Origin of the sequence: Xenorhabdus cabanillasii, assembly GCF_003386665.1 — a bacterium.
GTDB classification, from domain to species: domain Bacteria; phylum Pseudomonadota; class Gammaproteobacteria; order Enterobacterales; family Enterobacteriaceae; genus Xenorhabdus; species Xenorhabdus cabanillasii.
Window position 1 is genome coordinate 4,010,485 of the sequence record NZ_QTUB01000001.1, and the last position, 23,304, is coordinate 4,033,788.

At 41.4% G+C, this 23,304-nt stretch carries 16 protein-coding genes and 1 pseudogene; 6 read left to right on the forward strand and 11 right to left on the reverse strand.

Translation table 11 applies throughout. The features are described 5' to 3' along the window. The first annotated feature begins 87 nt into the window (after window positions 1-87). Window positions 88-897, forward strand: a complete 810-nt coding sequence (gene elyC, locus BDD26_RS18065) for an envelope biogenesis factor ElyC (RefSeq protein ID WP_038269286.1) — start codon at window positions 88-90, stop codon at window positions 895-897. Window positions 898-976: 79 nt separating this feature from the next. After that, window positions 977-1,084 (forward strand): annotated as a pseudogene (locus BDD26_RS18070) (HigA family addiction module antitoxin); the annotation flags it as partial. Window positions 1,085-1,209: 125 nt separating this feature from the next. On the opposite strand, the gene kdsB reads toward BDD26_RS18070, so the two are convergent. The 10 genes from kdsB to serC form a co-directional block, all read right to left on the reverse strand. Then, window positions 1,210-1,959 (reverse strand): 3-deoxy-manno-octulosonate cytidylyltransferase, encoded by a 750-nt coding sequence (kdsB, locus tag BDD26_RS18075; RefSeq protein ID WP_115827340.1) that lies wholly within the window; start codon window positions 1,957-1,959, stop codon window positions 1,210-1,212. Between the two features lie 3 nt (window positions 1,960-1,962). Further along, window positions 1,963-2,142: a Trm112 family protein gene (locus BDD26_RS18080; RefSeq protein WP_038269284.1), complete on the reverse strand. Its 180-nt coding sequence runs from the start codon at window positions 2,140-2,142 to the stop codon at window positions 1,963-1,965. 79 nt (window positions 2,143-2,221) lie between these two features. After that, entirely contained in the window at window positions 2,222-3,202 is a 981-nt protein-coding gene (gene lpxK, locus BDD26_RS18085) for a tetraacyldisaccharide 4'-kinase (RefSeq protein ID WP_115827341.1), read from the reverse strand. Then, on the reverse strand, window positions 3,199-4,947 hold the full coding sequence (gene msbA / locus BDD26_RS18090; RefSeq protein ID WP_115827342.1) for a lipid A ABC transporter ATP-binding protein/permease MsbA: 1,749 nt from the start codon (window positions 4,945-4,947) through the stop codon (window positions 3,199-3,201). Before msbA ends, lpxK begins: the two co-directional genes overlap by 4 nt. 35 nt (window positions 4,948-4,982) lie before the next feature. Then, window positions 4,983-7,388: a ComEC family protein gene (locus tag BDD26_RS18095; protein ID WP_115827343.1), complete on the reverse strand. Its 2,406-nt coding sequence runs from the start codon at window positions 7,386-7,388 to the stop codon at window positions 4,983-4,985. A gap of 234 nt (window positions 7,389-7,622) precedes the next feature. After that, window positions 7,623-7,913 carry an integration host factor subunit beta gene (ihfB, locus tag BDD26_RS18100; protein WP_038269281.1) on the reverse strand — a complete coding sequence of 97 codons (291 nt, stop codon included), beginning with the start codon at window positions 7,911-7,913 and terminating at the stop codon, window positions 7,623-7,625. A 73-nt stretch (window positions 7,914-7,986) separates the two neighbouring features. Then, on the reverse strand, window positions 7,987-9,660 hold the full coding sequence (gene rpsA / locus BDD26_RS18105; RefSeq protein ID WP_038269280.1) for a 30S ribosomal protein S1: 1,674 nt from the start codon (window positions 9,658-9,660) through the stop codon (window positions 7,987-7,989). A 194-nt stretch (window positions 9,661-9,854) separates the two neighbouring features. Then, a complete protein-coding gene (gene cmk / locus BDD26_RS18110; protein ID WP_038269279.1) occupies window positions 9,855-10,541 on the reverse strand; it encodes a (d)CMP kinase in 687 nt (228 codons plus the stop codon). A 224-nt stretch (window positions 10,542-10,765) separates the two neighbouring features. Next, window positions 10,766-12,049: a 3-phosphoshikimate 1-carboxyvinyltransferase gene (gene aroA, locus BDD26_RS18115; RefSeq protein ID WP_115827344.1), complete on the reverse strand. Its 1,284-nt coding sequence runs from the start codon at window positions 12,047-12,049 to the stop codon at window positions 10,766-10,768. 99 nt (window positions 12,050-12,148) lie between these two features. Further along, the gene (gene serC, locus BDD26_RS18120; RefSeq protein ID WP_038269277.1) at window positions 12,149-13,237 is read right to left on the reverse strand and encodes a 3-phosphoserine/phosphohydroxythreonine transaminase; all 1,089 of its coding nucleotides are present in this window, start codon (window positions 13,235-13,237) and stop codon (window positions 12,149-12,151) included. Between the two features lie 366 nt (window positions 13,238-13,603). On the opposite strand from serC, the gene BDD26_RS18125 reads away from it, so the two are divergent. Next, window positions 13,604-16,660 (forward strand): non-ribosomal peptide synthetase, encoded by a 3,057-nt coding sequence (locus tag BDD26_RS18125; RefSeq protein WP_115827345.1) that lies wholly within the window; start codon window positions 13,604-13,606, stop codon window positions 16,658-16,660. A gap of 66 nt (window positions 16,661-16,726) precedes the next feature. Here BDD26_RS18125 and ansB read toward each other — a convergent pair whose 3' ends face one another. Continuing rightward, window positions 16,727-17,770: an L-asparaginase 2 gene (gene ansB, locus BDD26_RS18130; protein ID WP_115827346.1), complete on the reverse strand. Its 1,044-nt coding sequence runs from the start codon at window positions 17,768-17,770 to the stop codon at window positions 16,727-16,729. Window positions 17,771-17,919: 149 nt separating this feature from the next. Between ansB and ycaO the strand changes: the two genes are divergently transcribed. The 3 genes from ycaO to pflB all read left to right on the forward strand — a co-directional run bounded on the left by ycaO (window position 17,920) and on the right by pflB (window position 23,212). Further along, on the forward strand, window positions 17,920-19,689 hold the full coding sequence (gene ycaO, locus BDD26_RS18135) for a 30S ribosomal protein S12 methylthiotransferase accessory factor YcaO (RefSeq protein ID WP_038269274.1): 1,770 nt from the start codon (window positions 17,920-17,922) through the stop codon (window positions 19,687-19,689). Window positions 19,690-20,014: 325 nt separating this feature from the next. Then, window positions 20,015-20,866 carry a formate transporter FocA gene (focA, locus tag BDD26_RS18140; RefSeq protein WP_115827347.1) on the forward strand — a complete coding sequence of 284 codons (852 nt, stop codon included), beginning with the start codon at window positions 20,015-20,017 and terminating at the stop codon, window positions 20,864-20,866. Between the two features lie 63 nt (window positions 20,867-20,929). After that, on the forward strand, window positions 20,930-23,212 hold the full coding sequence (gene pflB / locus BDD26_RS18145) for a formate C-acetyltransferase (RefSeq protein WP_115827348.1): 2,283 nt from the start codon (window positions 20,930-20,932) through the stop codon (window positions 23,210-23,212). The last annotated feature ends 92 nt before the right edge of the window (window positions 23,213-23,304 follow it).

The following is a 23,304-nucleotide window of genomic DNA, read 5'->3' on the forward strand; positions in this document are numbered from 1 at the left end:
TTTGGCACAGTAATCAGTAAATTCACTACTTTTAGCCCTGAATCTACCTCTGTGCGGTGATAATTCAACCAAACCATAGGTCAATTGATGTTATTCCTGCTTAAAAAATACGTTGGTGCGCTATTAATGCCGCTACCTTTAATCATTCTTATCTCTTTGGCTGCTTTGCTCTTATTGTGGTTTACCCGCTGGCAAAAAACGGGGAAAGTTATTCTGTCACTGAGCTGGCTTGCGCTACTTTTATTGAGCTTACAACCCGTTGCTGACAGGTTGTTACTTCCTGTTGAAGGGAAATATATCCAACGCTACGAACCTGATACCAAACATATACCATCGGTAAAATATATTGTTGTTCTTGGTGGTGGCTTCACTTATAACCCGGAATGGGCACCCAGTGCCAATCTTATTAGTAATAGCCTGCCCAGAGTGACCGAAGGTATTCGGTTATATCGGCTTAATCCTGGCGCAAAAATGATTTTTACCGGAGGTAAAGGTGTTAACTCAATCAGCAGTGCAGAAATCTCTGCTATGGTAGCACAATCTTTGGGAGTTCCTGTAGAAGACACGATAGCATTAAAAAAACCACTGGATACAGAGGAAGAAGCGACCGAGGTTGAAAAGGTCGTTAAGCAGCAACCTTTTATCCTCGTCACTTCCGCAAATCATATGAAACGTTCTCTGAAATTTTTCGAACAACATGGTATGCACCCTATTCCCGGTCCGGCAAATCAACTGGCAGTCACAACTCCATTATATGGCTGGGAAAAATACATTCCATCGTCCTATTATTTTTCCCATACGGAGCGAGCCTGGTATGAAACACTGGGGAAAATTTGGCAGGCAATCAAGCCTTCCAGTACAGACAGAGAGAGCGAAAAATTAGAAAACTCGCGGTAGAAAACCACTAGCAATATCACTATGCTGCTGAATTTATCAATGGCGATGCGTATATCGTGAATTATGAAGATTATCACTGATGAAAATGTTTAATCCACCGCATCCGGGCGAAATTATTGCTGATTCTTTGGAAGAGTCAGGCTTAGGGCTCCGTGATTTTGCTCACGCATTGGATGTTGCTCATTCTGTTTAATAACACCCAATCCAATTAGGCGGTTCAAAGTCGCCTAATTGTGTTTCTTGTGCTCCGAATTCCGCTGGTTTTCAAAAGATCTACTATTCAAAAACCATCGCATTCAAAACTCTTTATACTCAAAGTACTGCAAAAGCTTTTCTGGCTGCATCCAGATCTTCCGGTGTATCTACACCCGCGCCCGGTGCTTGCAGTGCTTTCGCCACATGAATTTTTTCCCCGTACCAAAGTACTCGTAATTGTTCGAGCATTTCGATATTTTCCAGTGGACTCGGCACCCATTGTACGTAGCGACGAATAAATCCGGCTCTGTAGGCATAGATCCCGATATGGCGCAGGAAATTATCCCCGATAGTCTCTTTGGAGTGCACAAAACGATCACGTTCCCACGGGATCGTGGCACGTGAAAAATAGAGCGCATAACCTTGCGCATCCATGACGACTTTTACCACATTGGGATTGAATGCTTCTTCTGTATCCTGGATTTGTACAGCAAGTGTTGCCATACCAGCATCACTCCCTGCCAGATTATCAGCAACCTGTTTGATGATTTGTTCGGGAATAAGTGGTTCATCACCCTGAACATTCACGATAATTTCATCATCGGCAAATTGGTATTTGTCGATGACCTCCGCCAAACGTTCTGTACCTGAATGATGATTTTCACTTGTCATGCAGACTTCACCACCTTCAGCGGCAACTGCATCAAAAACAGCCTGATTATCTGTGGCTACAATTACGCGATGGGCACCAGAACGGATGACTCGTTCCATGACCCGCACAATCATCGGTTTTCCATGGATATCGGCCAATGGCTTTCCGGGTAAGCGAGATGAAGCAAAACGCGCGGGAATAATGACAGTAAACATTAATTATCTTTTTTCCTCTGTTGGCAGAACACGTGCTTCATGTTCCAGCAGCACAGGAATACCATCACGGAAAGGAAAAGCGAGGCGGTCAATTTTGCAAATCAGTTCAAAATTTTCTTTATCGTAACTGAGCTTACCGTGACATACTGGGCAAGCAATGATTTCGAGTAAACGGTGATCCATACATCCCCCAAATGACGGGCTTGAAGTTTAATGCGGCTCAGAATACCACAAGCGATGCCTCACCGTTAACTCTGTTGTTCTATTCAGGGATCAAGGCACAAATATCGCCTAACATTTTTTGCCCTTGCTCCTCCGGCAAATAGGCAGAAACCGGTAAATACCACCAATTAGGCTGTGCAAACTGAGAACATTTGACGGCATCTTTTTCTGTCATTAACAGATTCTGTTCATTATTGGCTAAAGCCAATAATTGTGCTTTCTCATAGAATTGATGATCAGCAAACGCATGAGTTGCTTGCAGATTTACACCCAGTTGCTGCAATGTAGCAAAAAAACGCGGTGGATGACCAATTCCTGCCATCGCCACACCATTGGGAATATCACTGACTTTTCGGGATTCTCCCGTCAGCAGATTGACTACAACTTCACCTTTTAATGTCATGGGCAGCTCACCTGTTTCTGGTGTTCCTCCATTAACAATAATGGTATTGACGGTATTTAAGCGGCCTGAAAGTTCCCGCATCGGCCCTGCCGGCAGCCAGCAACCATTACCAAAACGGCGAATTCCATCAATAACAACGAGTTCATAATCACGCTGCAAAGCATAATGCTGGAGGCCATCGTCAGTGATAACAATATCAACGGGGAAATGCGCCAATAATTCTTTGACAGCATCGGCGCGTTTTGGAGCAACGGCCACTGGCACACCAGTACGACGCTGAATTAAAACCGGCTCATCCCCCGCTTGTGCGGTAGTCACTTCATCCGTTACCAGTAATGGGTAATGCCCAGATTTTCCGCCATAACCACGAGAGACAACACCAACCCGGTAACCTTTCTGTTGTAACTGCTCAACTAACCAAATAACCACAGGTGTCTTACCATTGCCTCCGGCGGTTAAGTTACCTACCACAACAACAGGAACAGAGGCTTTCCAGGAACGAAACAATCCAGTTTTGTAGCCTAACTTGCGCAAACCGCTTATCAGCCCATAAAGGGCTGATAGTGGCAATAATAGGATGTAAAGCCATGAACGGCTGGACCAGATGCGTTCAATCATTGACCAAATTGCATCCGATGTAATTGAGCATATGCACTTTCTTTCTCCAACAGAGTTGTATGGCTGCCTCTTTCGATAATGTTACCATCTTCAATGACAATAATTTCATCAGCATTTTCAATAGTAGAAAGACGGTGAGCAATTACCAGGGACGTTCTGTTTTTCTGCAATTCATCCAATGCTGCCTGAATGGCACGCTCAGATTCCGTATCCAGTGCTGAAGTGGCTTCGTCCAGAATCAAAATCGGAGAATCACGCAGTAAAGCACGGGCGATAGCAATACGTTGACGCTGCCCACCAGAAAGTAAGACTCCATTTTCACCAATCATGGTATCAAGACCATTATCCAATTTTTTGATAAAGTCCATTGCGTAAGCCATCTCTGCCGCACGTTCAATTTCTGCACGGCTGAACTGACCTTCACTGGCATAAGCAATGTTGTTAGCTACGGTATCATTGAACAAATGAACATTTTGTGATACTAACGCTATCTGGTTACGTAAAGAAGACAGTGTGTACTCACGCAGATCATGACCATCAAGCAAGATACTGCCTTCACTGACGTCATAAAAACGGGTAAGAAGATTAGCAATCGTTGATTTTCCTGAGCCAGAGCGCCCAACCAAAGCAATGGTTTTACCTGCCGGGATTGTCATGGAAATATTTTTCAGAGCAGGATGATCTTTGGTTGGATAGCAGAAAGTAACATCACGGAATTCGATATCGCCTTTCGCTTTTTTAATTTCCAGCTTACCTTCATCTTTTTCCTGCTCCATATCCAGAATCGCAAACAAAGTCTGACAAGCAGCCATACCACGCTGGAATTGTGCGTTAACATTGGTCAGAGATTTCAGTGGACGCATTAGAGCGATCATAGATGAGAATACTACTGTAATCTTACCTGCTGTCAGTGCGCCCATAATTTCAGGGAAGCTGGCAGCATACAGGATAAATGCCAATGCAAATGAAGCGATAAGCTGGATAATTGGGTCTGAGATGGAATCAGCGGAAACCATTTTCATTCCCTGCTGACGCATATGGTTACTAACTTTATTAAAACGTTCTGTTTCAACTTTCTGGCCACCGAAGATCAAAACTTCTTTGTGCCCTTTCAGCATTTGCTCTGCACTTGTTGTCACCATTCCCATACTATTTTGCATGTTTTTACTGATACGGCGAAAACGTACAGACACAAGGCGGATAACACCCGCAACAATTGGAGCAATAACAATCAGGATTAAGGACAGTTCCCAACTGTAATAGAACATCAGGACAAACAGCCCGATGATTGATGCTCCTTCCCTGACAACTGTAACTAAAGCGCCGGAAGAAGAAGAAGCAACTTGTTCTGAATCATAGGTAATACGAGAAAGTAATGTCCCCGTAGATTGTTGGTCAAAAAAGGAGACTGGCATGCCCATCATATGATTGAACAAACGACGGCGCATTTGCATGACGACTTTGCCGGATACCCAAGATATACAATAACTTGATACAAACCCAGATATACCACGCAAAAGCATCAACCCAATGACCACCAGTGGCATCCACTTCAATACACTCATGTCTGCCTTGCCAAACCCCTCATCCAGCAAAGGCTTTAACAAGGAAAGCATCAATGTATCGCCGGCAGCATTTATAACTAGCGCAACAGCCGCAACCAACAGCCCAACCTTAAATGGTGTGATGATCGGCCACAGGCGGCGAAAGGTCTGCCAGGTAGAAAGGTCTTTATCATTCATTATTGAGTTACCAAAACCAAAAGAAATAGCGGCTTATTCTACTCATGATCACCGCGAATACCAAACCACTGATGATACCACCGTGATATTAACTGTTGTCTATATCCCTCAAGTTTAATGTGATCGTGATAAATATAACCGGTAATCTGGCCTGAAAAAGCGGTACTATACCATTGAATTTTAGCATTTTTATAACGCTGCCTGACTTTCATTGAAGGGAGCTTCCAGGGGCTATAACGTGCAACCGAAACCAAAGCATATTCTGACCTGACTCTGTGTATAAATGCAGTGGTAGATGAGGTATTACTCCCATGATGAGGGACTTGCAAGAATGTTGCATTAAGGTTTTCCCTTTCGAGACCCAGTAAACGATATTCTCCCTGTTTTTCCAAGTCCCCCGTTAACAATAAGCTATGTTTACCATCATCAATACGGATGACACAAGATTGATTATTCCCCACATTTTCTGCTTTTTCCAAAGGCCAGATAACCTGAAAAGTTAATTCCTGCCATATCCATTTTTCACCACGAATACAGGGTAAATGTGCATGACCACCAATAGAAGAACTTCGAATTTGAATGTTTGGATATTTTTCACGCAAATACTCGACTCCTCCAGTGTGATCCAGATGATCATGGCTCAGAATAATCTGTTCAGGAGTTAACCGATGCCAACGTAAATAAGGCTGGATCACTTTTTCTGCCATACTTCCTGTTTCCCAACGGTTTCCTGTATCGAATAGAATAGCCTTTCCACCTTTATCAATGACAACAGACAAGCCATGCCCAACATCCAGCATTGAAAAACGCCACTGGAATTCATCATCACGTTTAAAATAACAGAGAGTGGCTCCAACAGAAGCACATAACAGCACTGCATAGGATTTCCACCAGCCAAGTCTCCAGGCAATAACGAAAAACCAACTGGCAAAAGTAATGAAAAAAGGAATATGCCCCGTTTCAGTCCATGAGTGGGTAAGAACAGGCAGAGGTATTAACGCAAATGAGATAGTGTAATCAACTAATTGCCATAAAAATGGTTGGATAAGTTGGTCCAAAGGTAATAAGGCGCTCAACAATGTCAACATGATCAATGGAACTGTCAGAAAAGAGATTATCGGGACAGCCCATAAATTCGCAATCAATGAAGCAATATTAATTCCTTGAAATAGTAAAAGCTGCAACGGTAATAACATTAACATCATTCCCGATTGCATATGCAATCCACGTAGCCAACCCCACCGCCAGCCATAACGAATTTTTTCAGGCAAAGGCATCCAGTGAAACCAAAACAGCAACGCCATTACTGCAAAAAACGAAAGCCAAAAACTATCAGAAAGTATCGCCAGTGGATCAAAAAGTAAAATCAGCGCAGCGCTCCATAAAGCCCACTGCCACGAAAAACAAAAATAATTTCTGCATCGTAAATATATCCAAAGTGTCAATCCTAGCATTGCCCGAATTGCCGGGATCCCCCATCCAGAAAGCCAGCCATACAACATTGCAGTCAACCATCCCATAAGGAGCGGAAAACGGAATCCAATCCATTTTGCAGGGAAACAAAGCTGGAACCCTCTGGCAAAACCCCAGCCAAATAAACTGGCTATTGTAATATGTAGCCCTGAAATCGCCATTAAATGCGCAATTCCTGTTTGTTGTAGCAATAACCGGGTTTGTTTATCTAACCATGCTCTTTCACCAAACAATAATGCCAAAGTAATACCAGCCTGTTTCAGAGATTGTATTTCAGGTGCTAGTTCATTGATTAGTTTTTGTCTGAAACTACAATTATCATTCAATAAATTCGCCTTGATGATTTTGCCATTAAGAGGCTGACGGATTGACAAGGCATATCGTTGGATATCATAACCCCCCTGATTCAATTGGGCATGAACAGGCCTGAGTTTCATTGTGACCTGCCATTTTTGGCCTGCACATAATGGTATTGAAGAATTCCATAATACTGATGCATAAAGGCCGGGAACAATATATTTCCCGTCACTTTCAATCAATTTGATTCTATAACGTGTTTTCTCTTCTCTATCTGCTTCATTCAACGATGCACTATCAACTATAACGGTTGCTGATCGAGTTGTTTCACTGAAATATATCATTTGAGTCAAGATATTATGACCATGCCAGCTCCCCCAAATCAATACCCATAATATCAGTGAAATAAGACGACTTATTTTATAGGGAATAAACCATAAAACTATTGCCACACCCGCTAAAGCGAGGAGTTCTGCATATTGAGGTAATTCACCAAATATTAAAAGGGGAACTGTTCCCAGAATAATAACCGCAGCAGCCTGGTTTAAGTTGATAATCGGTAAAGGTTTTTTCCAAAAAGATTCCCGACAAAGTAGCTTTCGAAATATTTTCAAAAATAATTTTCGTAAAATAGATAAAAAAGCAGTGGAGAGAAACAAAATAGTCTGCTGCATCCATTTATGCCTCTGTATTGAAATTCCATTCACGCAGAGAAGACTATTTGATGATATGTAATACCGCCAGTCAGTTGAAATTTATTCTGAAAGTGTTTCGCAAATTAATTTCAGAAGAAGAGATAGTTAGCAGAAAAATGTGAAATTCATCGCAATAATAAATTTAATCAAAAAATGGTAAATAAAAAGAACGGCACCCAAAGGTGCCGTAGCAATTAAGTAATAACTTCTATCTTAGCTGTTGCTATAGATATTCACGCGGTCACGTAATTCTTTACCGGGTTTAAAGTGAGGAACGTATTTACCATCCAGTTCGACTTTATCACCCGTTTTTGGATTACGACCCACACGCGGAGCTCGGTAGTGAAGAGAAAAGCTGCCGAACCCGCGAACTTCAATACGTTCACCGGAGGCCAGTGTTTCTGCCATATGATCAAGCATTTCTTTCACTGCATCTTCAACGGCTTTAGCCGGCATATGAGATTGTTGCTCAGCAAGTCTTTCAATTAACTCAGACTTGGTCATGGTACCTCCCTAAACTACCGTATTCGGGTAATATTATCGTATAGAAAATATTACCCGCCGTTATTGACTTAGATTATTCGCCCTTAGCTGCTTTGAAAGCTTCAGCCATTGCGTTGTTAGCAAAGTTCACATCTTCTTGCTTGTTCACAGAAGCGATAGCATCTTTTTCATCAGCTTCGTCTTTCGCACGAACAGACAGGTTGATTACGCGGTTTTTGCGGTCAACACCAACATATTTGGCTTCGATTTCATCGCCAACGTTCAGAACTTGAGTTGCATCTTCAACGCGGTCACGAGAAGCTTCTGATGCACGCAGGTAACCTTCAACGCCGTTAGCTAATTCAACTGTAGCACCTTTTGCGTCAACTGCAGTTACTTTACCATTAACAATAGCACCTTTCTTATTTACAGACAGGTAGTTATTGAATGGATCTTCTGCCAGTTGCTTGATACCCAGAGAGATACGCTCACGCTCTGCATCTACTTGCAGAACTACAGCAGCAATTTCGTCGCCTTTTTTGTATTCACGAACTGCTTCTTCACCTGCAACGTTCCAGGAGATGTCAGACAAGTGAACCAGGCCGTCAATACCGCCATCCAGACCAATGAAGATACCAAAATCAGTGATTGACTTGATTTTACCTTCAACACGGTCGTTTTTGTTGTGAGTTTCAGCAAATTGCTGCCAAGGGTTAGCTTTACACTGTTTCAGACCCAGGGAGATACGACGACGTTCTTCATCGATATCCAGAACCATAACTTCCACAACATCACCAACGTTAACAACTTTAGATGGGTGGATATTTTTATTAGTCCAGTCCATTTCTGAAACGTGTACCAGACCTTCAACGCCTTCTTCGATTTCAACGAAACAGCCGTAGTCAGTCAGGTTAGTTACGCGACCAGTCAGTTTAGTACTTTCTGGATAACGTTTAGCGATTGCTACCCATGGATCTTCACCCAATTGTTTCAGACCCAGAGATACGCGAGTACGCTCACGATCGAACTTCAGTACCTTAACTGTGATTTCATCGCCCACATTGACGATTTCGCTTGGGTGTTTAACACGTTTCCAAGCCATATCAGTAATGTGCAGCAGGCCATCAACACCGCCCAGATCAACGAATGCACCGTAGTCAGTCAGGTTCTTAACGATACCTTTAACTTCCATGCCTTCTTGCAGGTTTTCCAGCAGCTGATCACGCTCTGCGCTGTTTTCAGATTCGATAACCGCACGACGGGAAACAACTACGTTGTTGCGTTTTTGATCCAGCTTGATGACTTTGAACTCAAGCTCTTTGCCTTCAAGGTGAGCAGTATCACGAACTGGACGAACGTCAACCAGTGAACCTGGCAGGAATGCACGGATACCGTTCAGTTCTACAGTGAAGCCGCCTTTTACTTTACCGTTGATAATACCGGTAACAGTTTCAGCTTCTTCGTATGCTTTTTCCAGCATCAGCCATGCTTCGTGACGTTTCGCTTTTTCACGAGACAGGATAGTTTCACCGAAACCATCTTCTACCGCATCCAGAGCTACGTCAATTTCATCGCCAACTTGGATTTCCAGCTCGCCCTGAGCATTTTTGAATTGCTCTACAGGAATAGCAGATTCTGATTTCAGACCTGCATCAACCAATACAACGTCTTTATCGATAGCAACGACAACGCCACGTACGATTGCACCTGGACGAGTTTCGATAGCCTGTAGGGATTCTTCAAAGAGTTGAGCAAAAGATTCTGTCATTTTAATGATCTTCAAGGTTTTAAATTAACGTCCATCTAGCTTCCAGCCGAATGGGGTTGTTTTACATACCCCGCAACATTCCTTGTTACAAGGTGTTTTGGTATGCCAGTATATTTCACTACCCGCATACCAGAATTCTATATACATCGTCTTGATGTGCCGTTGCAATAGTATAATATGCAAAAAGAGGCAATCTAAACAGATAATGTTAACGTATTTTTCGCATAACTCAGTGCCTTACCGATCACCTCTTCGATAGATATATTGGTCGAATCTAGGATCAATGCATCCTGTGCAGGCACTAGTGGCGCAACTGCCCGATTGCGATCGCGGAAATCGCGCTCTTGTATCTCGGACAAAAGGCTTTCAAAGTTAACACTAAAACCTTTTTCCTGCAACTGCAACATACGCCTGCGAGCACGCTCTTCCGCACTGGCATCAAGAAAAATCTTTACTGGCGCATCAGGGAAGACAACAGTTCCCATATCACGACCATCAGCAATCAAGCCCGGAGCAACACGAAAAGCCCGTTGCCGACGTAGCAATGCTTCACGGACACGCGGGAATGTTGCCGCCTGAGAAGCGGTATTACCTACAGTTTCTGTACGGATTTCATTACTGACATCTTCACCTTCAAGAATCACTCTGAGTTTGCCGTTTGCAGGAACAAAACGAACATCCAGATTTGCAGCCAGAGGAACCAGTGAATCTTCAGACTGGATATTCACTTGATGGTGGATGGCAGCCAGTGCCAGCACACGATAAATGGCGCCTGAATCAAGCAATTGCCAATCCAATGCTTCAGCCAGTGCCTGACATAATGTTCCCTTGCCTGCACCACTTGGCCCATCAACGGTAATTACTGGGGCTATTGCTGTCATTCATTTTCCTCCTTTTTGGCTTTGCATAGCGCTTTCCACATCGTTTTCCAACATGACAAACGGATCAACCACGGATGCAAAAAATTGCTCAATTAGCAAGCAGTAAAAACATGCCTTATTATACCTACTCGGAAGATGAGTGGAATAAATACATCATAATTAATCAACAAATTTAGCCATGAATATATACTCTTTATTTCGGCCGCCACGATACAGCCCGAAATTTATTGGGTATAGCTGATGGATTCAAGTTGTTTGAAATAATCAGGGAATGTTTTCGCTGTACAGCCGGGATCAAGGATAGTCACTGGGGTATCCGAAAAAGCAACTAATGAAAAACACATCGCAATGCGATGATCGTTGTAGGTTTCAATCTCAGCAAACCTTAGTTTTTCCGGTGGAACAATGCGTATGTAATCATGCCCTTCTTCTATTTCAGCACCAACTTTACGCAGCTCAGTCGCCATAGCATTAAGGCGATCAGTTTCTTTTACCCGCCAGTTATAAATATTACGAATAGTGGTTTCACCTTTGGCAAACAGTGCAGTTATCGCGATGGTCATAGCAGCATCAGGAATCGCATTCATGTCCATATCGATACCAATCAATGAGCCACGCTCGCATTCTACAAAATCATTGCCCCAACGTATGGTCGCGCCCATTTTCTCCAACACATTTGCGAATTTCGTATCACCCTGCAAGCTGTTTTTGCCAATACCTGTAACGCGAACTGTGCCACCTTTAATCGCAGCAGCAGCAAGAAAATAAGATGCAGATGAAGCATCACCTTCAACCAGATAATGCCCCGGTGATTGATATTGCTGTTGTCCCTTAACACGAAAAACCTGATATTGATCGTTTTCCACTACCACACCAAAACTGCCCATCAATGCCAGTGTAATATCAATGTAAGGTTTAGAAACCAGAGCTCCTTGAATATGAATTTCGGTGTCACTCAATGCCAAAGGTGCTGCCATTAATAAAGCAGTCAGAAATTGACTGGAAACACTGCCATCTACAACAACTTTTCCACCAAGAAAACCGCCTTTGATACGCAACGGAGGGTAATTTTCTTGTTCAAGATAATCTATTTGAGCCCCGCCTTGACGTAAAGCATCCACTAAATGACCGATGGGACGTTCTTTCATTCGCGGTTCACCAGTCAGAATGACATCGTTATGCCCCAGACATAATGCAGCAGCCAATGGGCGCATTGCTGTTCCCGCATTTCCCAAGAATAGTTCCAGTCCATTTTTACCGGTTATAATTCCGCCAATGCCATCCACTTCACAGGCAGTTCTATCATCTGACAAACGATAGGAAATACCCAATTCTGTCAACGCATTAAGCATATGGCAAATATCATCACTATCTAATAAATTGGTCAGATAAGTTGTCCCTTTAGCAAACGCAGCAAGTAATAATGCGCGGTTGGACACACTTTTGGAACCGGGTAAATTAATAGTTCCATTAATGCAGGATATAGGTTGTAACGTCAGGGATTGCATAAACAGCGGGCTCTCCGGTTGGTAACACGTTGTATTTTTAATTGATGAGATGGATTCATATCGGGAGGTTTTATTCCTCCCGACCCGATAATAAAATTATTACGCGTTGCGGCGCTCAAAATCAGCCATAAATTCGACCAATGCCTGAACACCTTCATACGGCATCGCGTTATAGATTGAAGCTCTGGCCCCTCCCGCGACTTTATGCCCTTTCAAAGCATGTAATCCTTGTGCATAGGCTTCTTCCAGAAATTTGCCATCCAGAGCCGGATTTGCCAACTGGAATGGCACATTCATGATAGAGCGGTTTTGCGATGCAACACGGTTGATATACAGGTTACTGTTATCAATAGCCTGATACAGGCTTTCAGCTTTTGCATAATTACGTTTTTTGATCTCCTGCAAACCACCTTGTTCTTTCAACCACTTGAACACCATACCAGAGAGATACCATGCAAATGTTGGTGGCGTGTTATACATAGAGTCATAATTAGCCTGTACGGTATAGTCCAGAATGGATGGGGTGTGCTGATGTGCTCTACCCAACAAATCTTCACGGATAATCACGGACGTAATCCCTGCCGGCCCGATGTTTTTCTGAGCACCCGCATAAATAACACCATAGCGGCTTACATCAATTGGTGCAGAAAGAATGGTTGAAGAATAATCGGCAACTACAATCTTATCATCGCCAAAATCCGGCTCTTCAAAAATCGCAATGCCATCAATGGTTTCATTAGGGCAATAATGAACATAAGCAGCATCCCTACTTAAAGCCCATTCACTCATTGGCTTTACACTTTTAATACCATCTGCTTCAGTCAGAATATTAATGACATTAGGTGTACAATATTTTTCTGCGTCTTTAGCCGCACTTTCAGCCCAATAACCACCAACGATATAATCTGCTGACGTTTTATTACCAAGTAAATTCAATGGTAATGCTGAAAACTGACCTCGGGCACCACCATGGCAAAATAGCACCTTATAATTATCAGGTATCGATAATAAATCCCGGAGATCTTTTTCTGCTTCAGCTGCAACAGCAATAAATTCTTTGCTGCGATGACTGATCTCCATAACCGACGTTCCCAGTCCATGCCAGTTGCAAAGTTCTTGTTCCGCACGACGTAATACTTCTGCTGGCAACATAGCTGGGCCAGCACTGAAATTATATACCTGACTCATTAACTCACCCTATCATTGATGGATACAATAAAAATCGGACGCATTGGTTTTATCACTCCCGCTCTGCCTCTGCAATGGTTATTACCAGATTCTTGTTAACTTGTGATTAGGTCATGCTGCTTGTAGTCAAAATATTAATCTGCCCAATAAAAAACTAATTACTTCCGATTAATAATTCTATTTTCATTATTTGAATTCATATTAATTAATAAAAACATGAATATCAAATTATGTGTAATATCTTTCAAAGCCATTCGACTTAAATTATTTTTTTTTCAACTATTGATACAGTAAAAAATAATAATCCCACTGTTATATAACCATATAAATAAAGACAATCATTAATTATTTGCGAAAGGAATAATCATGATTCATACAATGATAAATACTACTCTCCATAATTTCGAAAGTAAATCAACACATCCTACTGACTGTGATTTAATTAATATTCTTATACAAAAAACTTCAGAAAATCCTGACCACCATGCAATAATTACAGAAGAACGTACAATCAGTTACCGAGAATTAGTCCATCAAGCACGATCATTGGCATTTCACTTATATAATCTGGGTGTGAAATATGAAACTCCCGTCGCTATTTTACTGGAACCCGGAATCGAACAAGTCATTAGTCAAGTTGCTATTCTAATGGCAGGTGGAAGTTGTGTTCCTCTCGATCCTGCCGTGCCTGATAACAGGCTATGTTTTATGTTACAAGATTTGCAAATAAATCTGACATTAACAACTCACCAATATCAAGATCGCACCTTACCAACAGATTTCGTTATTATTAATCAAAATATATTGGAAATCTCAAAAACTGAAGATCTTCCTAATATTTATAGAGGAAAAAACCATCGTTCCCATATTTTATTCACTTCTGGAACTACTGGAACCCCCAAAGCAGTTGAAATTGAAGCTCGCGGTATTCTTCGCTTCGTTGTTAATCCAACTGATATCAATTTAACTGCTACTGATATAATGGCCTCTATTTGTAACCCTACATTTGATGTTTATCTGTTCGAAATCTGGATAACTTTATTAAATGGAGCTTCAATAGTTGTTATTCCAAAAAAAATAATTATTGATCCATATCTATTTAAAGTCACTTTAGAAAAGTTCTCTGTGAGTTGCCTAATTATGACGGCCACTTTATTCCACTTAACTGCTCAAACATGTCCTAATGCATTTCGTCACTTACGTTACCTTCTCGTAGGTGGTGAAACTCTAAATCCACATGTTTTACGCCAAGTTTTACAATTCACTCCCCCCCAACATTTCATAAACTGCTATGGCCCCACTGAAAGTACCATCATGGCCCTAACCTATGAAGCCACGTTAGACGAATTAACAGAAGACAATGTACCAATAGGAAAGCCAATTGCTAATGCTGATATCTATATTTTAGATGACCAACAACAACCTGTTGCGCCAAATCAAATAGGTGAGATATATCTTGCAGGCGAGGGTTTAGCCCGTGGTTATTGGAATCGTCCAGAAATTAACGCTCAACGTTTCATGATGATTGACGTTGAGAAAAATAACCAATTAAAAAGAACATACAGAACCGGTGATTTAGGCTGGCAACGTTCTGATGGTATTTATATGTATGCAGGACGGATAGATAATCAGATAAAAATACGCGGACATCGTATCGAAATTGAAGAGGTAGAAACTCAGCTATTGAAAAGCCAACTACTACAATCAGCGGCTGTATGCGTAGTAAAAAAAGAGAATACAGAACCCTACTTAATTGCTTTTATCATTCCTAAAGAATCGGAAACTTTCTCCAGACAAACACTCACTCAATGTGTGAGTCATCATTTACCTGATTATATGCACCCCCGGCTTGTCGTTGTTGAAAATATTCCTCTTACCCTAAATGGTAAAATGGATAGAGCCCGTTTGCTAGAGGAATATTTGAAGAACCAAAAACAACAATTTCTGTCTCAATTAAATACTGAAATGAGCGAAGAGGAATTGATCATTTTGAATATTTGGAGTCAAATCTTAGATAATTACGATATTACGTTAGATAGCGATTTCTTCCAGTTAGGCGGTAATTCATTACAAGCAGCCAGACTTATTATTGAAATCGGGGATAAGATGCAGCGAGCTTTACCCGTTCAACTCTTATATGAATCATCCACACCAAGAAAATTAGTAACAAGCTTACAACAAAACAAGAACGACCTCGCTGATTTATGCACTATTATGCTTAAAGATGGCATACTCCCTTCAGATATTCAGCCATTATCTCAATCACCCCAACCGTGGCTCAATTTAGACACAGGACGGGTATTATTAACCGGAGCAACCGGGTTTTTAGGCGCGTTTTTCCTGCGTGACCTGTTGTTACAAACAGAAATTAATAAGGTTATTTGTCTGGTACGTGCAGACAATAATGAAACTGCCCTACTGCGAGTTAAGAAAAATCTGAATCAATATGGCCTATGGAAAGAAGAATTTCTCTCACGATTGCAAGTTGTTGCCAGTGATCTTATCAAACCTCAATTAGCCCTGAGCCAACAAATTTATGACCAACTCTCTACGGAATGTGATGTTATTTTTCATTTGGCTGCACATGTAAATTATATTCAGCCTTACTCTACGCATTATTCTGACAATATTTTGGGAACATTGAATGTATTACGCTTTGCTGTCAGCAAAAAAACAAAGCCCTTACATTATGTATCTACTCTTTCTGTTTTTGGCCCCGTCGGCCTTTTCTCTCCTGTATCCAGAATATATGAAGATGACGATATAACCCCTTACTTGACACACTTAAAATATGATTCAGGATATTCACAAAGTCAGTGGGTTGTTGAACAGATAATATGGCAGGCCAGAAACAGAGGAATACCTCTTGCGGTATATCGTTCTGGCTTTATCATGGGAGATAGCCTGACCGGAGTAAGTAACCCCAACGATTTTGTTTCCAGGATGATCAAAGGCTGTATAATGATCAAAGCTTATCCACTATTAGCCAATCAACGAAAAGAATTCGTTCCCGTTAATTATGTCAGCCAACTCTTACTTGATATCTCTCGTAATAACCGCAACCTGGGAAAAGCTTATCATCTAATTTCACCTGACAATAAACAATCTGTCGATTTAAATCCATTTTTTGAATTAATTAATCAGTGTGGTTATCACCTCAAAGACATGCATTATTCTGAGTGGCTAAAAAAATTAGAAACAGATCAAAAATTGACAGATAACCCGCTGCTACCATTACTGCCGATGTTATCTGAAAAAGTTTATGGTGAGTTTACACGCTGGGAAGTGTACGAAAATATGCCAACATATGATGCAAAAAATACAGAATCAGCATTAGAAACACCTGTTATATACACACCAATGGATAGAGATCTTCTAAAACGTTATCTTACTTACTGGAAACAAATAGGTTTTTTGTCATAGCGTAGAGTTTATATTTTACACAATACAGAAAGACGTTTTTAAACGTCTTTCTGCCTGGAGCAGGAATTAATATTTAGAAAACATTTCCTGAATTTTTACTGGATCAGAAGTTTCAGTCAGAGCCAGTTGCAGAAGAACACGTGCTTTCTGCGGGTTCAAACGTTCTGATGCTACAAAACCATATTTGCTGTCATTAACTTCAGCATTCTGAGTAGTGTAACCGAAAGGAATACGGCTGGAGCGAACAACTACAACGCCATCTTTAGCTGCTTGAGCCAGTGTGTCCAAAATGGATTTATAGATATTACCGTTACCTACACCCGCACTGATAATCCCTTTATAACCATTTTCCACAAATGCTTTTGCTGGCAAATCAGAAGCATTCGAGTAGTTGTAAACGATACCTACTTTTGGCAATTCGTCCAGTTTGCTGACATCAAAAACAGCTTTATCAGCTCTTACTGGTGCAACAGAGTAGTAGTTAACTTTACCGTTATGAATAAAACCCTGGGAACCCGCATTTACTGCCTGGAATGCCTGAACTTCAGTGGTGCTCAATTTGCTGATATCACGACCATGAATAACAGAGTCATTCATAGCTAGCAAGACACCACGGTTTGCGGAATTTTTATCTGCTGCTACAGCTACTGCATTATAGAGGTTCAATGGACCGTCAGCCCCCAGAGCAGTTGATGGACGCATTGCTCCAACCATTACTATTGGTTTATGGCACTGAGTAGTCAGGTCAAGGAAGTAAGCAGTTTCTTCCATAGTGTCAGTACCGTGAGTGATTACAAAACCGTCGGTTTTATCACAATCAGCATTGATCTTTTTCGCCAGAGTCAGCCAGACTTGATCGTTCATGTCCTGTGAACCAATGCTAACAACCTGCTCCCCTTTCAGATCAGCAATATTTTTGATGGCGGGAACAGCATTCAGCAATGAATCAATACCGACTTTACCCGCAGTATAACTAGACTGAGTTGCAGATTCACCACCCCCAGCAATTGTGCCACCTGTTGCTAACACAGTAATGTTTGGCAAAGCAAACGCAGAACCACTGACTAAAGCCAGAAAACTGGCCACTGTTGTTTTTTTGATCTTTTTCATTATTCAACCTCTTGTAAAAAAAGCTATTTTAGTATGTATAAGAGAAATAAATAAACTCTAATTAACAATAATTTTTGGAATTAAATAGAGGAGACAAAAAAAACTCCGTATGATATGCAATTCTTAACAGAAATCGAAGTGAATAAACGATGACGCAAACCTATATTCCAGGCAAAGATGCCGCACTGGAAGATTCAATTAATAAATTCCAGCATAAACTGGACTCTCTTGGCTTTAATATTGAAGAAGCCTCATGGCTAAATCCTGTTCCGAATGTCTGGTCAGTGCATATCCGCGATCGTGATTGTCCATTGTGTTTTACTAACGGCAAGGGAGCCAGTAAAAAAGCAGCATTAGCCTCTGCATTAGGTGAATACTTTGAGCGTCTATCGACAAATTATTTTTTCGCTGATTTTTATCTTGGAAATACGATTGCCAAAAGCGAATTTGTTCATTATCCAAACGAAAAGTGGTTCCCTCTGCCGGAAGATGATTCCTTGCCAGAAGGTATTCTGGACGAACATTTGCACCGTTTTTACAATCCTGACAACGAACTTTGTGGCAGTCAGTTGATTGATTTACAATCCGGTAATGAAGAACGTGGGATCTGCGCATTGCCATTCACTCGTCAGTCCGATAATGAAACCGTTTATATTCCGATGAATATCGTTGGGAATCTGTATGTTTCAAACGGTATGTCGGCGGGTAATAGCGTAAACGAAGCTCGTGTTCAGGGGCTATCCGAAGTATTCGAGCGCTATGTGAAAAACCGCATTATCGCAGAATGCATTAGTTTGCCTGAAATTCCACAAATTGTGATGGATCGCTATCCCGGTGTTGTTGCATCAGTCAATAAATTGCAGGAAGAAGGTTTCCCACTTTATTGCTATGATGCTTCTTTGGGCGGTCAATTCCCGGTGATCTGCGTTGTACTGTTCAACCCCAACAACGGCACATGTTTTGCCTCTTTTGGTGCTCACCCTGATTTCGGTGTTGCATTAGAACGTACCGTGACAGAACTTTTACAAGGCCGCAGTCTGAAAGATCTTGATGTCTTTACACCACCAAGTTTCGATGATGAAGAAGTTTCTGAACACACAAATCTGGAAACTCACTTTATTGATTCAAGCGGCGCAATTAGCTGGGATCTGTTCAAACAAGATGCTGATTATGAATTTGCTGATTGGGATTTCAGCGGTACAACAGAAGAAGAATTCGCAACCTTGATGGGCATTTTCAATTCACTGGATGCAGAAGTTTATATTGCTGATTATGGACATCTTGGTGTTTATGCCTGTCGTATTCTGATACCGGGTATGTCAGATATTTACCCGGTTGAAGATCTGTACATTGCCAATAATACAATGGGAACTCACCTGCGTGACACTATTCTGTCCTTGCCTGATAGCCAGTGGCAACCGGAAGAATACCTTGCCTTCCTTGAACAAATAGACGAAGAAGGTCTGGATGATTTTACCCGCGTTCGTGAATTATTAGGAATTGCAGCAGGTAAAGATAACGGCTGGAGCAACTTGCGTCTTGGTGAGCTGAAATCCATGCTGGCACTGGCAGGTAATGATCTGGAGCAGGCTCTGATATGGGTGGACTGGACACAAGATTTCAATTCTTCTGTCTTCACAGCAGAAAGGGCAAATTATTATCGCTGCCTGCATACCCTACTATTGCTTACCCAAGAAAAAGATCGTGATCCAGGGCAATATCATCAGGCTTTTGTCAAAATGTATGGTCAGAAAGCGGTAGATGCTGCATCTTCAGCCATTGATGGTAAAAACTGTTTCTACGGCTTGTGGTCTGTTGATTCAGAATTAAAAGCATTACCAGCCCATCAGGCGTTATTAAATGCTTATGAAAAATTACAAAAAGCCAAACGGAATTTTTGGATAAATAAACAGGGATAAATAATCTGTTAAATTAAAGTAATTTTTTGGCAAAAGTAAGACTCAGGTTAAATTACATTTATTTTCAAATAACAAATAAATGACAATTTAACCTGTTATTTTACTTTTTCTGTATTTTCCTCAGAATTCTTCATGTAAAATATTTTTATAAATTTTAAAAAATTTTTTTATTTAAAAATCAATAAATTATATTCAAAAAGGCTATTTCAACAGCTATAACTCACCAGACTTTCGATTTAACATGATCCATGTCAAATTCAGGTCAATACCCGTTTGTTACTATCATCACGTGCTATAATTAATTAAGGATAAAGAGAGTGTTAGTATGAAAACTGACAACCCTTTTAATTTATATCCGCCTGCTGTAATGGCACAAATTGCTGATGATAGTGGTGTATATAAAGTCAATAAACAGCTCGTAATAACTTATTTATCAGCAATCATGGCTGGTGTATTTATTTCCATTGCTTTTGTCTTTTATATTACGGCTACAACAGGAACTTTTTCCATTCCTTACGGTTTGGCTAAATTGACCGGTGGTATCTGTTTCTCCCTGGGCTTAATGTTAGTAATAATATTTGGTGTCGATCTCTTCACCTCCACAGTATTGACTATTGTTTCAAAAGCAACGGGTCGTATTACCTGGTCACAAATGTTCAAAAACTGGATTAACGTCTATATCGGTAATCTGATTGGAACTTTATTTTTTGTCACTTTAATGTGGCATTCGGGCCAATATGCCGTCGCCAATGGTTTCTGGGGCCTGAACGTATTACAGGTAGCCGATCATAAAATGCACCATACCTTTATTGAAGCACTGTGCTTAGGCATTTTAGCTAATTTGATGGTATGTCTTGCTGTCTGGATGAGTTATGCAGGCCGCAGCCTTATTGATAAATTATTTGCATTAATTCTGCCGATTAGTATGTTCGTCGCAAGTGGCTTTGAACACAGCATTGCTAACATGTTTCTGATCCCTTTTGGAATTGTTATTAAAGAGTTCGCTCCCGCTGAATTCTGGGAAAAAGTAGGAACAACACCGGAGCAATTTCCCCAACTGACAGTCTCAAATTTTATTACTGATAACCTGCTCCCAGTTACGATCGGTAACATCATTGGTGGTTCGATATTGGTTGGGTTGACTTATTGGTTCATTTATTTACGTGGTCGACGCTGACATTAACATTAATTTGCTTCCACACCCAATTTCCAAGTTCTACTGTTAAAAGGTAAAAGTATCATGTCCGAGTTAAATCAAAAATTCTCTGTAGCGTGGCAAGGCTTTAACGAAGGTAGCTGGCAGAATGAAGTCAATGTTCGTGACTTCATTCAGAAAAACTACACTCCGTATGAAGGTGATGAATCATTTCTTGCAGGCGCCACAAAAGCGACAGATATTTTGTGGGAAAAAGTCATGGAAGGTATCAAAATCGAAAACCGCACCCATGCTCCGGTTGATTTTGATACTAACGTTGCGTCTACAATTATCTCTCATGATGCTGGTTATATTGAAAAAGATCTGGAACAAATCGTTGGTCTGCAAACGGAAGCGCCTCTGAAACGTGCCATTATTCCATTTGGTGGGATTAAAATGGTTGAAGGCTCTTGCAAAGCATACAACCGAGAGCTGGATCCGCAACTGAAACAAATTTTTAGTGAGTATTGTAAAACCCACAATCAGGGGGTATTCGATGTTTATACTCCTGATATTCTGAAATGTCGTAAATCCGGTGTACTAACTGGTTTGCCTGATGCTTATGGTCGTGGCCGTATTATCGGTGATTATCGTCGTGTTACACTGTACGGTATTGATTTCCTGCGTGATGAAAAGTATGCACAATTCACCTCATTGCAGGAAAAACTGGAAAATGGTGAAGACCTGGAAGCAACTATTCGCCTGCGTGAAGAGATTTCAGAACAGCACCGTGCTCTTGGTCAAATCAAAGAAATGGCTGCTAAATATGGCTACGATATTTCCGGCCCTGCGACCACAGCCAAGGAAGCTGTACAGTGGACTTATTTTGCCTATCTGGCTGCTGTGAAATCTCAAAATGGAGCTGCAATGTCTTTTGGCCGTGTATCCAGCTTTCTGGATATCTACATTGAACGTGACCTGCAAGCGGGCAAATTGACTGAACAAGAAGCACAAGAGCTGATCGACCATCTGGTGATGAAACTGCGTATGGTTCGTTTCCTGCGTACTCCGGAATACGATGAATTGTTCTCCGGTGACCCGATTTGGGCTACTGAATCAATAGCCGGCATGGGGCTGGATGGCCGTACCCTGGTTACTAAAAACAGTTTCCGTTTCCTGAACACTCTGTACACAATGGGGCCATCTCCGGAACCTAACATGACCATTCTGTGGTCTGAAAAACTACCAATCAACTTTAAAAAATACGCAGCAAAAGTGTCTATCGATACTTCATCCTTGCAGTATGAAAATGATGATCTGATGCGCCCTGATTTCAACAGCGATGATTACGCCATTGCATGTTGCGTCAGCCCAATGGTTGTTGGTAAACAAATGCAGTTCTTTGGTGCCCGTGCAAATCTGGCGAAAACCATGTTGTATGCGATCAATGGTGGTGTAGATGAAAAACTGAAAATGCAGGTTGGCCCGAAAGAAGAACCCATTAAAGATGACATTTTGGATTATAACAAAGTCATTGAACGCATGGATCACTTTATGGACTGGCTGGCAAAACAATACGTTACAGCGTTGAATATTATCCACTATATGCATGATAAATACAGCTATGAAGCCTCTTTAATGGCACTGCATGATCGGGATGTTCACCGCACTATGGCATGTGGTATTGCAGGTTTGTCTGTGGCGGCAGACTCTCTGTCCGCGATCAAATATGCAAAAGTATCACCAATCCGTGATGAGAATGGCCTGGCGATTGATTTCAAAATCGAAGGTGAATATCCACAGTTTGGTAATAATGATACTCGTGTTGATGATATTGCCTGCGATTTGGTTGAACGCTTCATGAAGAAGATTCAGAAATTGCAGACCTATCGTAATGCAGTACCAACTCAGTCCGTGTTAACCATTACCTCTAACGTTGTTTATGGCAAAAAAACCGGTAACACACCTGATGGACGTCGTGCAGGTGCCCCATTCGGGCCGGGTGCTAACCCAATGCACGGTCGTGACCAAAAAGGTGCGGTTGCTTCACTGACCTCAGTTGCTAAACTACCATTTGCTTACGCGAAGGATGGTATCTCTTATACCTTCTCCATCGTACCTAATGCTCTGGGCAAAAATGACGAAGCACGCAAAACGAATCTGGCGGCTCTGATGGATGGCTACTTCCATCATGAAACCCATATTGAAGGTGGTCAACATCTAAACGTTAACGTAATGAATCGTGAAATGTTAATGGATGCAATGGAAAATCCTGAAAAATATCCTCAGTTGACGATCCGTGTATCTGGCTATGCGGTACGCTTCAATTCCCTGACTAAAGAACAGCAGCAGGATGTAATTACGCGTACATTTACGCAAACAATGTAAATATTCATCAGTAGCATCGTGTTACCTCAAAAATGCCATAGTTTTCTAATCGAGCAAAATGGCATACACTCCAAGGCCCCTGTACAACTCGG

Coding starts and splice junctions, on each gene's coding strand:
- elyC (WP_038269286.1), top strand. CDS start 88: ATGTTATTCCTGCTTAAAAAATACGTTGGTGCGCTATTAATGCCGCTA.
- BDD26_RS18125 (WP_115827345.1), top strand. CDS start 13,604: ATGATTCATACAATGATAAATACTACTCTCCATAATTTCGAAAGTAAA.
- lpxK (WP_115827341.1), bottom strand. CDS start 3,202: ATGATTGAACGCATCTGGTCCAGCCGTTCATGGCTTTACATCCTATTA.
- aroA (WP_115827344.1), bottom strand. CDS start 12,049: ATGCAATCCCTGACGTTACAACCTATATCCTGCATTAATGGAACTATT.
- BDD26_RS18095 (WP_115827343.1), bottom strand. CDS start 7,388: ATGCAGCAGACTATTTTGTTTCTCTCCACTGCTTTTTTATCTATTTTA.
- ansB (WP_115827346.1), bottom strand. CDS start 17,770: ATGAAAAAGATCAAAAAAACAACAGTGGCCAGTTTTCTGGCTTTAGTC.
- BDD26_RS18080 (WP_038269284.1), bottom strand. CDS start 2,142: ATGGATCACCGTTTACTCGAAATCATTGCTTGCCCAGTATGTCACGGT.
- rpsA (WP_038269280.1), bottom strand. CDS start 9,660: ATGACAGAATCTTTTGCTCAACTCTTTGAAGAATCCCTACAGGCTATC.
- serC (WP_038269277.1), bottom strand. CDS start 13,237: ATGAGTCAGGTATATAATTTCAGTGCTGGCCCAGCTATGTTGCCAGCA.
- ycaO (WP_038269274.1), top strand. CDS start 17,920: ATGACGCAAACCTATATTCCAGGCAAAGATGCCGCACTGGAAGATTCA.
- kdsB (WP_115827340.1), bottom strand. CDS start 1,959: ATGTTTACTGTCATTATTCCCGCGCGTTTTGCTTCATCTCGCTTACCC.
- focA (WP_115827347.1), top strand. CDS start 20,015: ATGAAAACTGACAACCCTTTTAATTTATATCCGCCTGCTGTAATGGCA.
- ihfB (WP_038269281.1), bottom strand. CDS start 7,913: ATGACCAAGTCTGAGTTAATTGAAAGACTTGCTGAGCAACAATCTCAT.
- cmk (WP_038269279.1), bottom strand. CDS start 10,541: ATGACAGCAATAGCCCCAGTAATTACCGTTGATGGGCCAAGTGGTGCA.
- pflB (WP_115827348.1), top strand. CDS start 20,930: ATGTCCGAGTTAAATCAAAAATTCTCTGTAGCGTGGCAAGGCTTTAAC.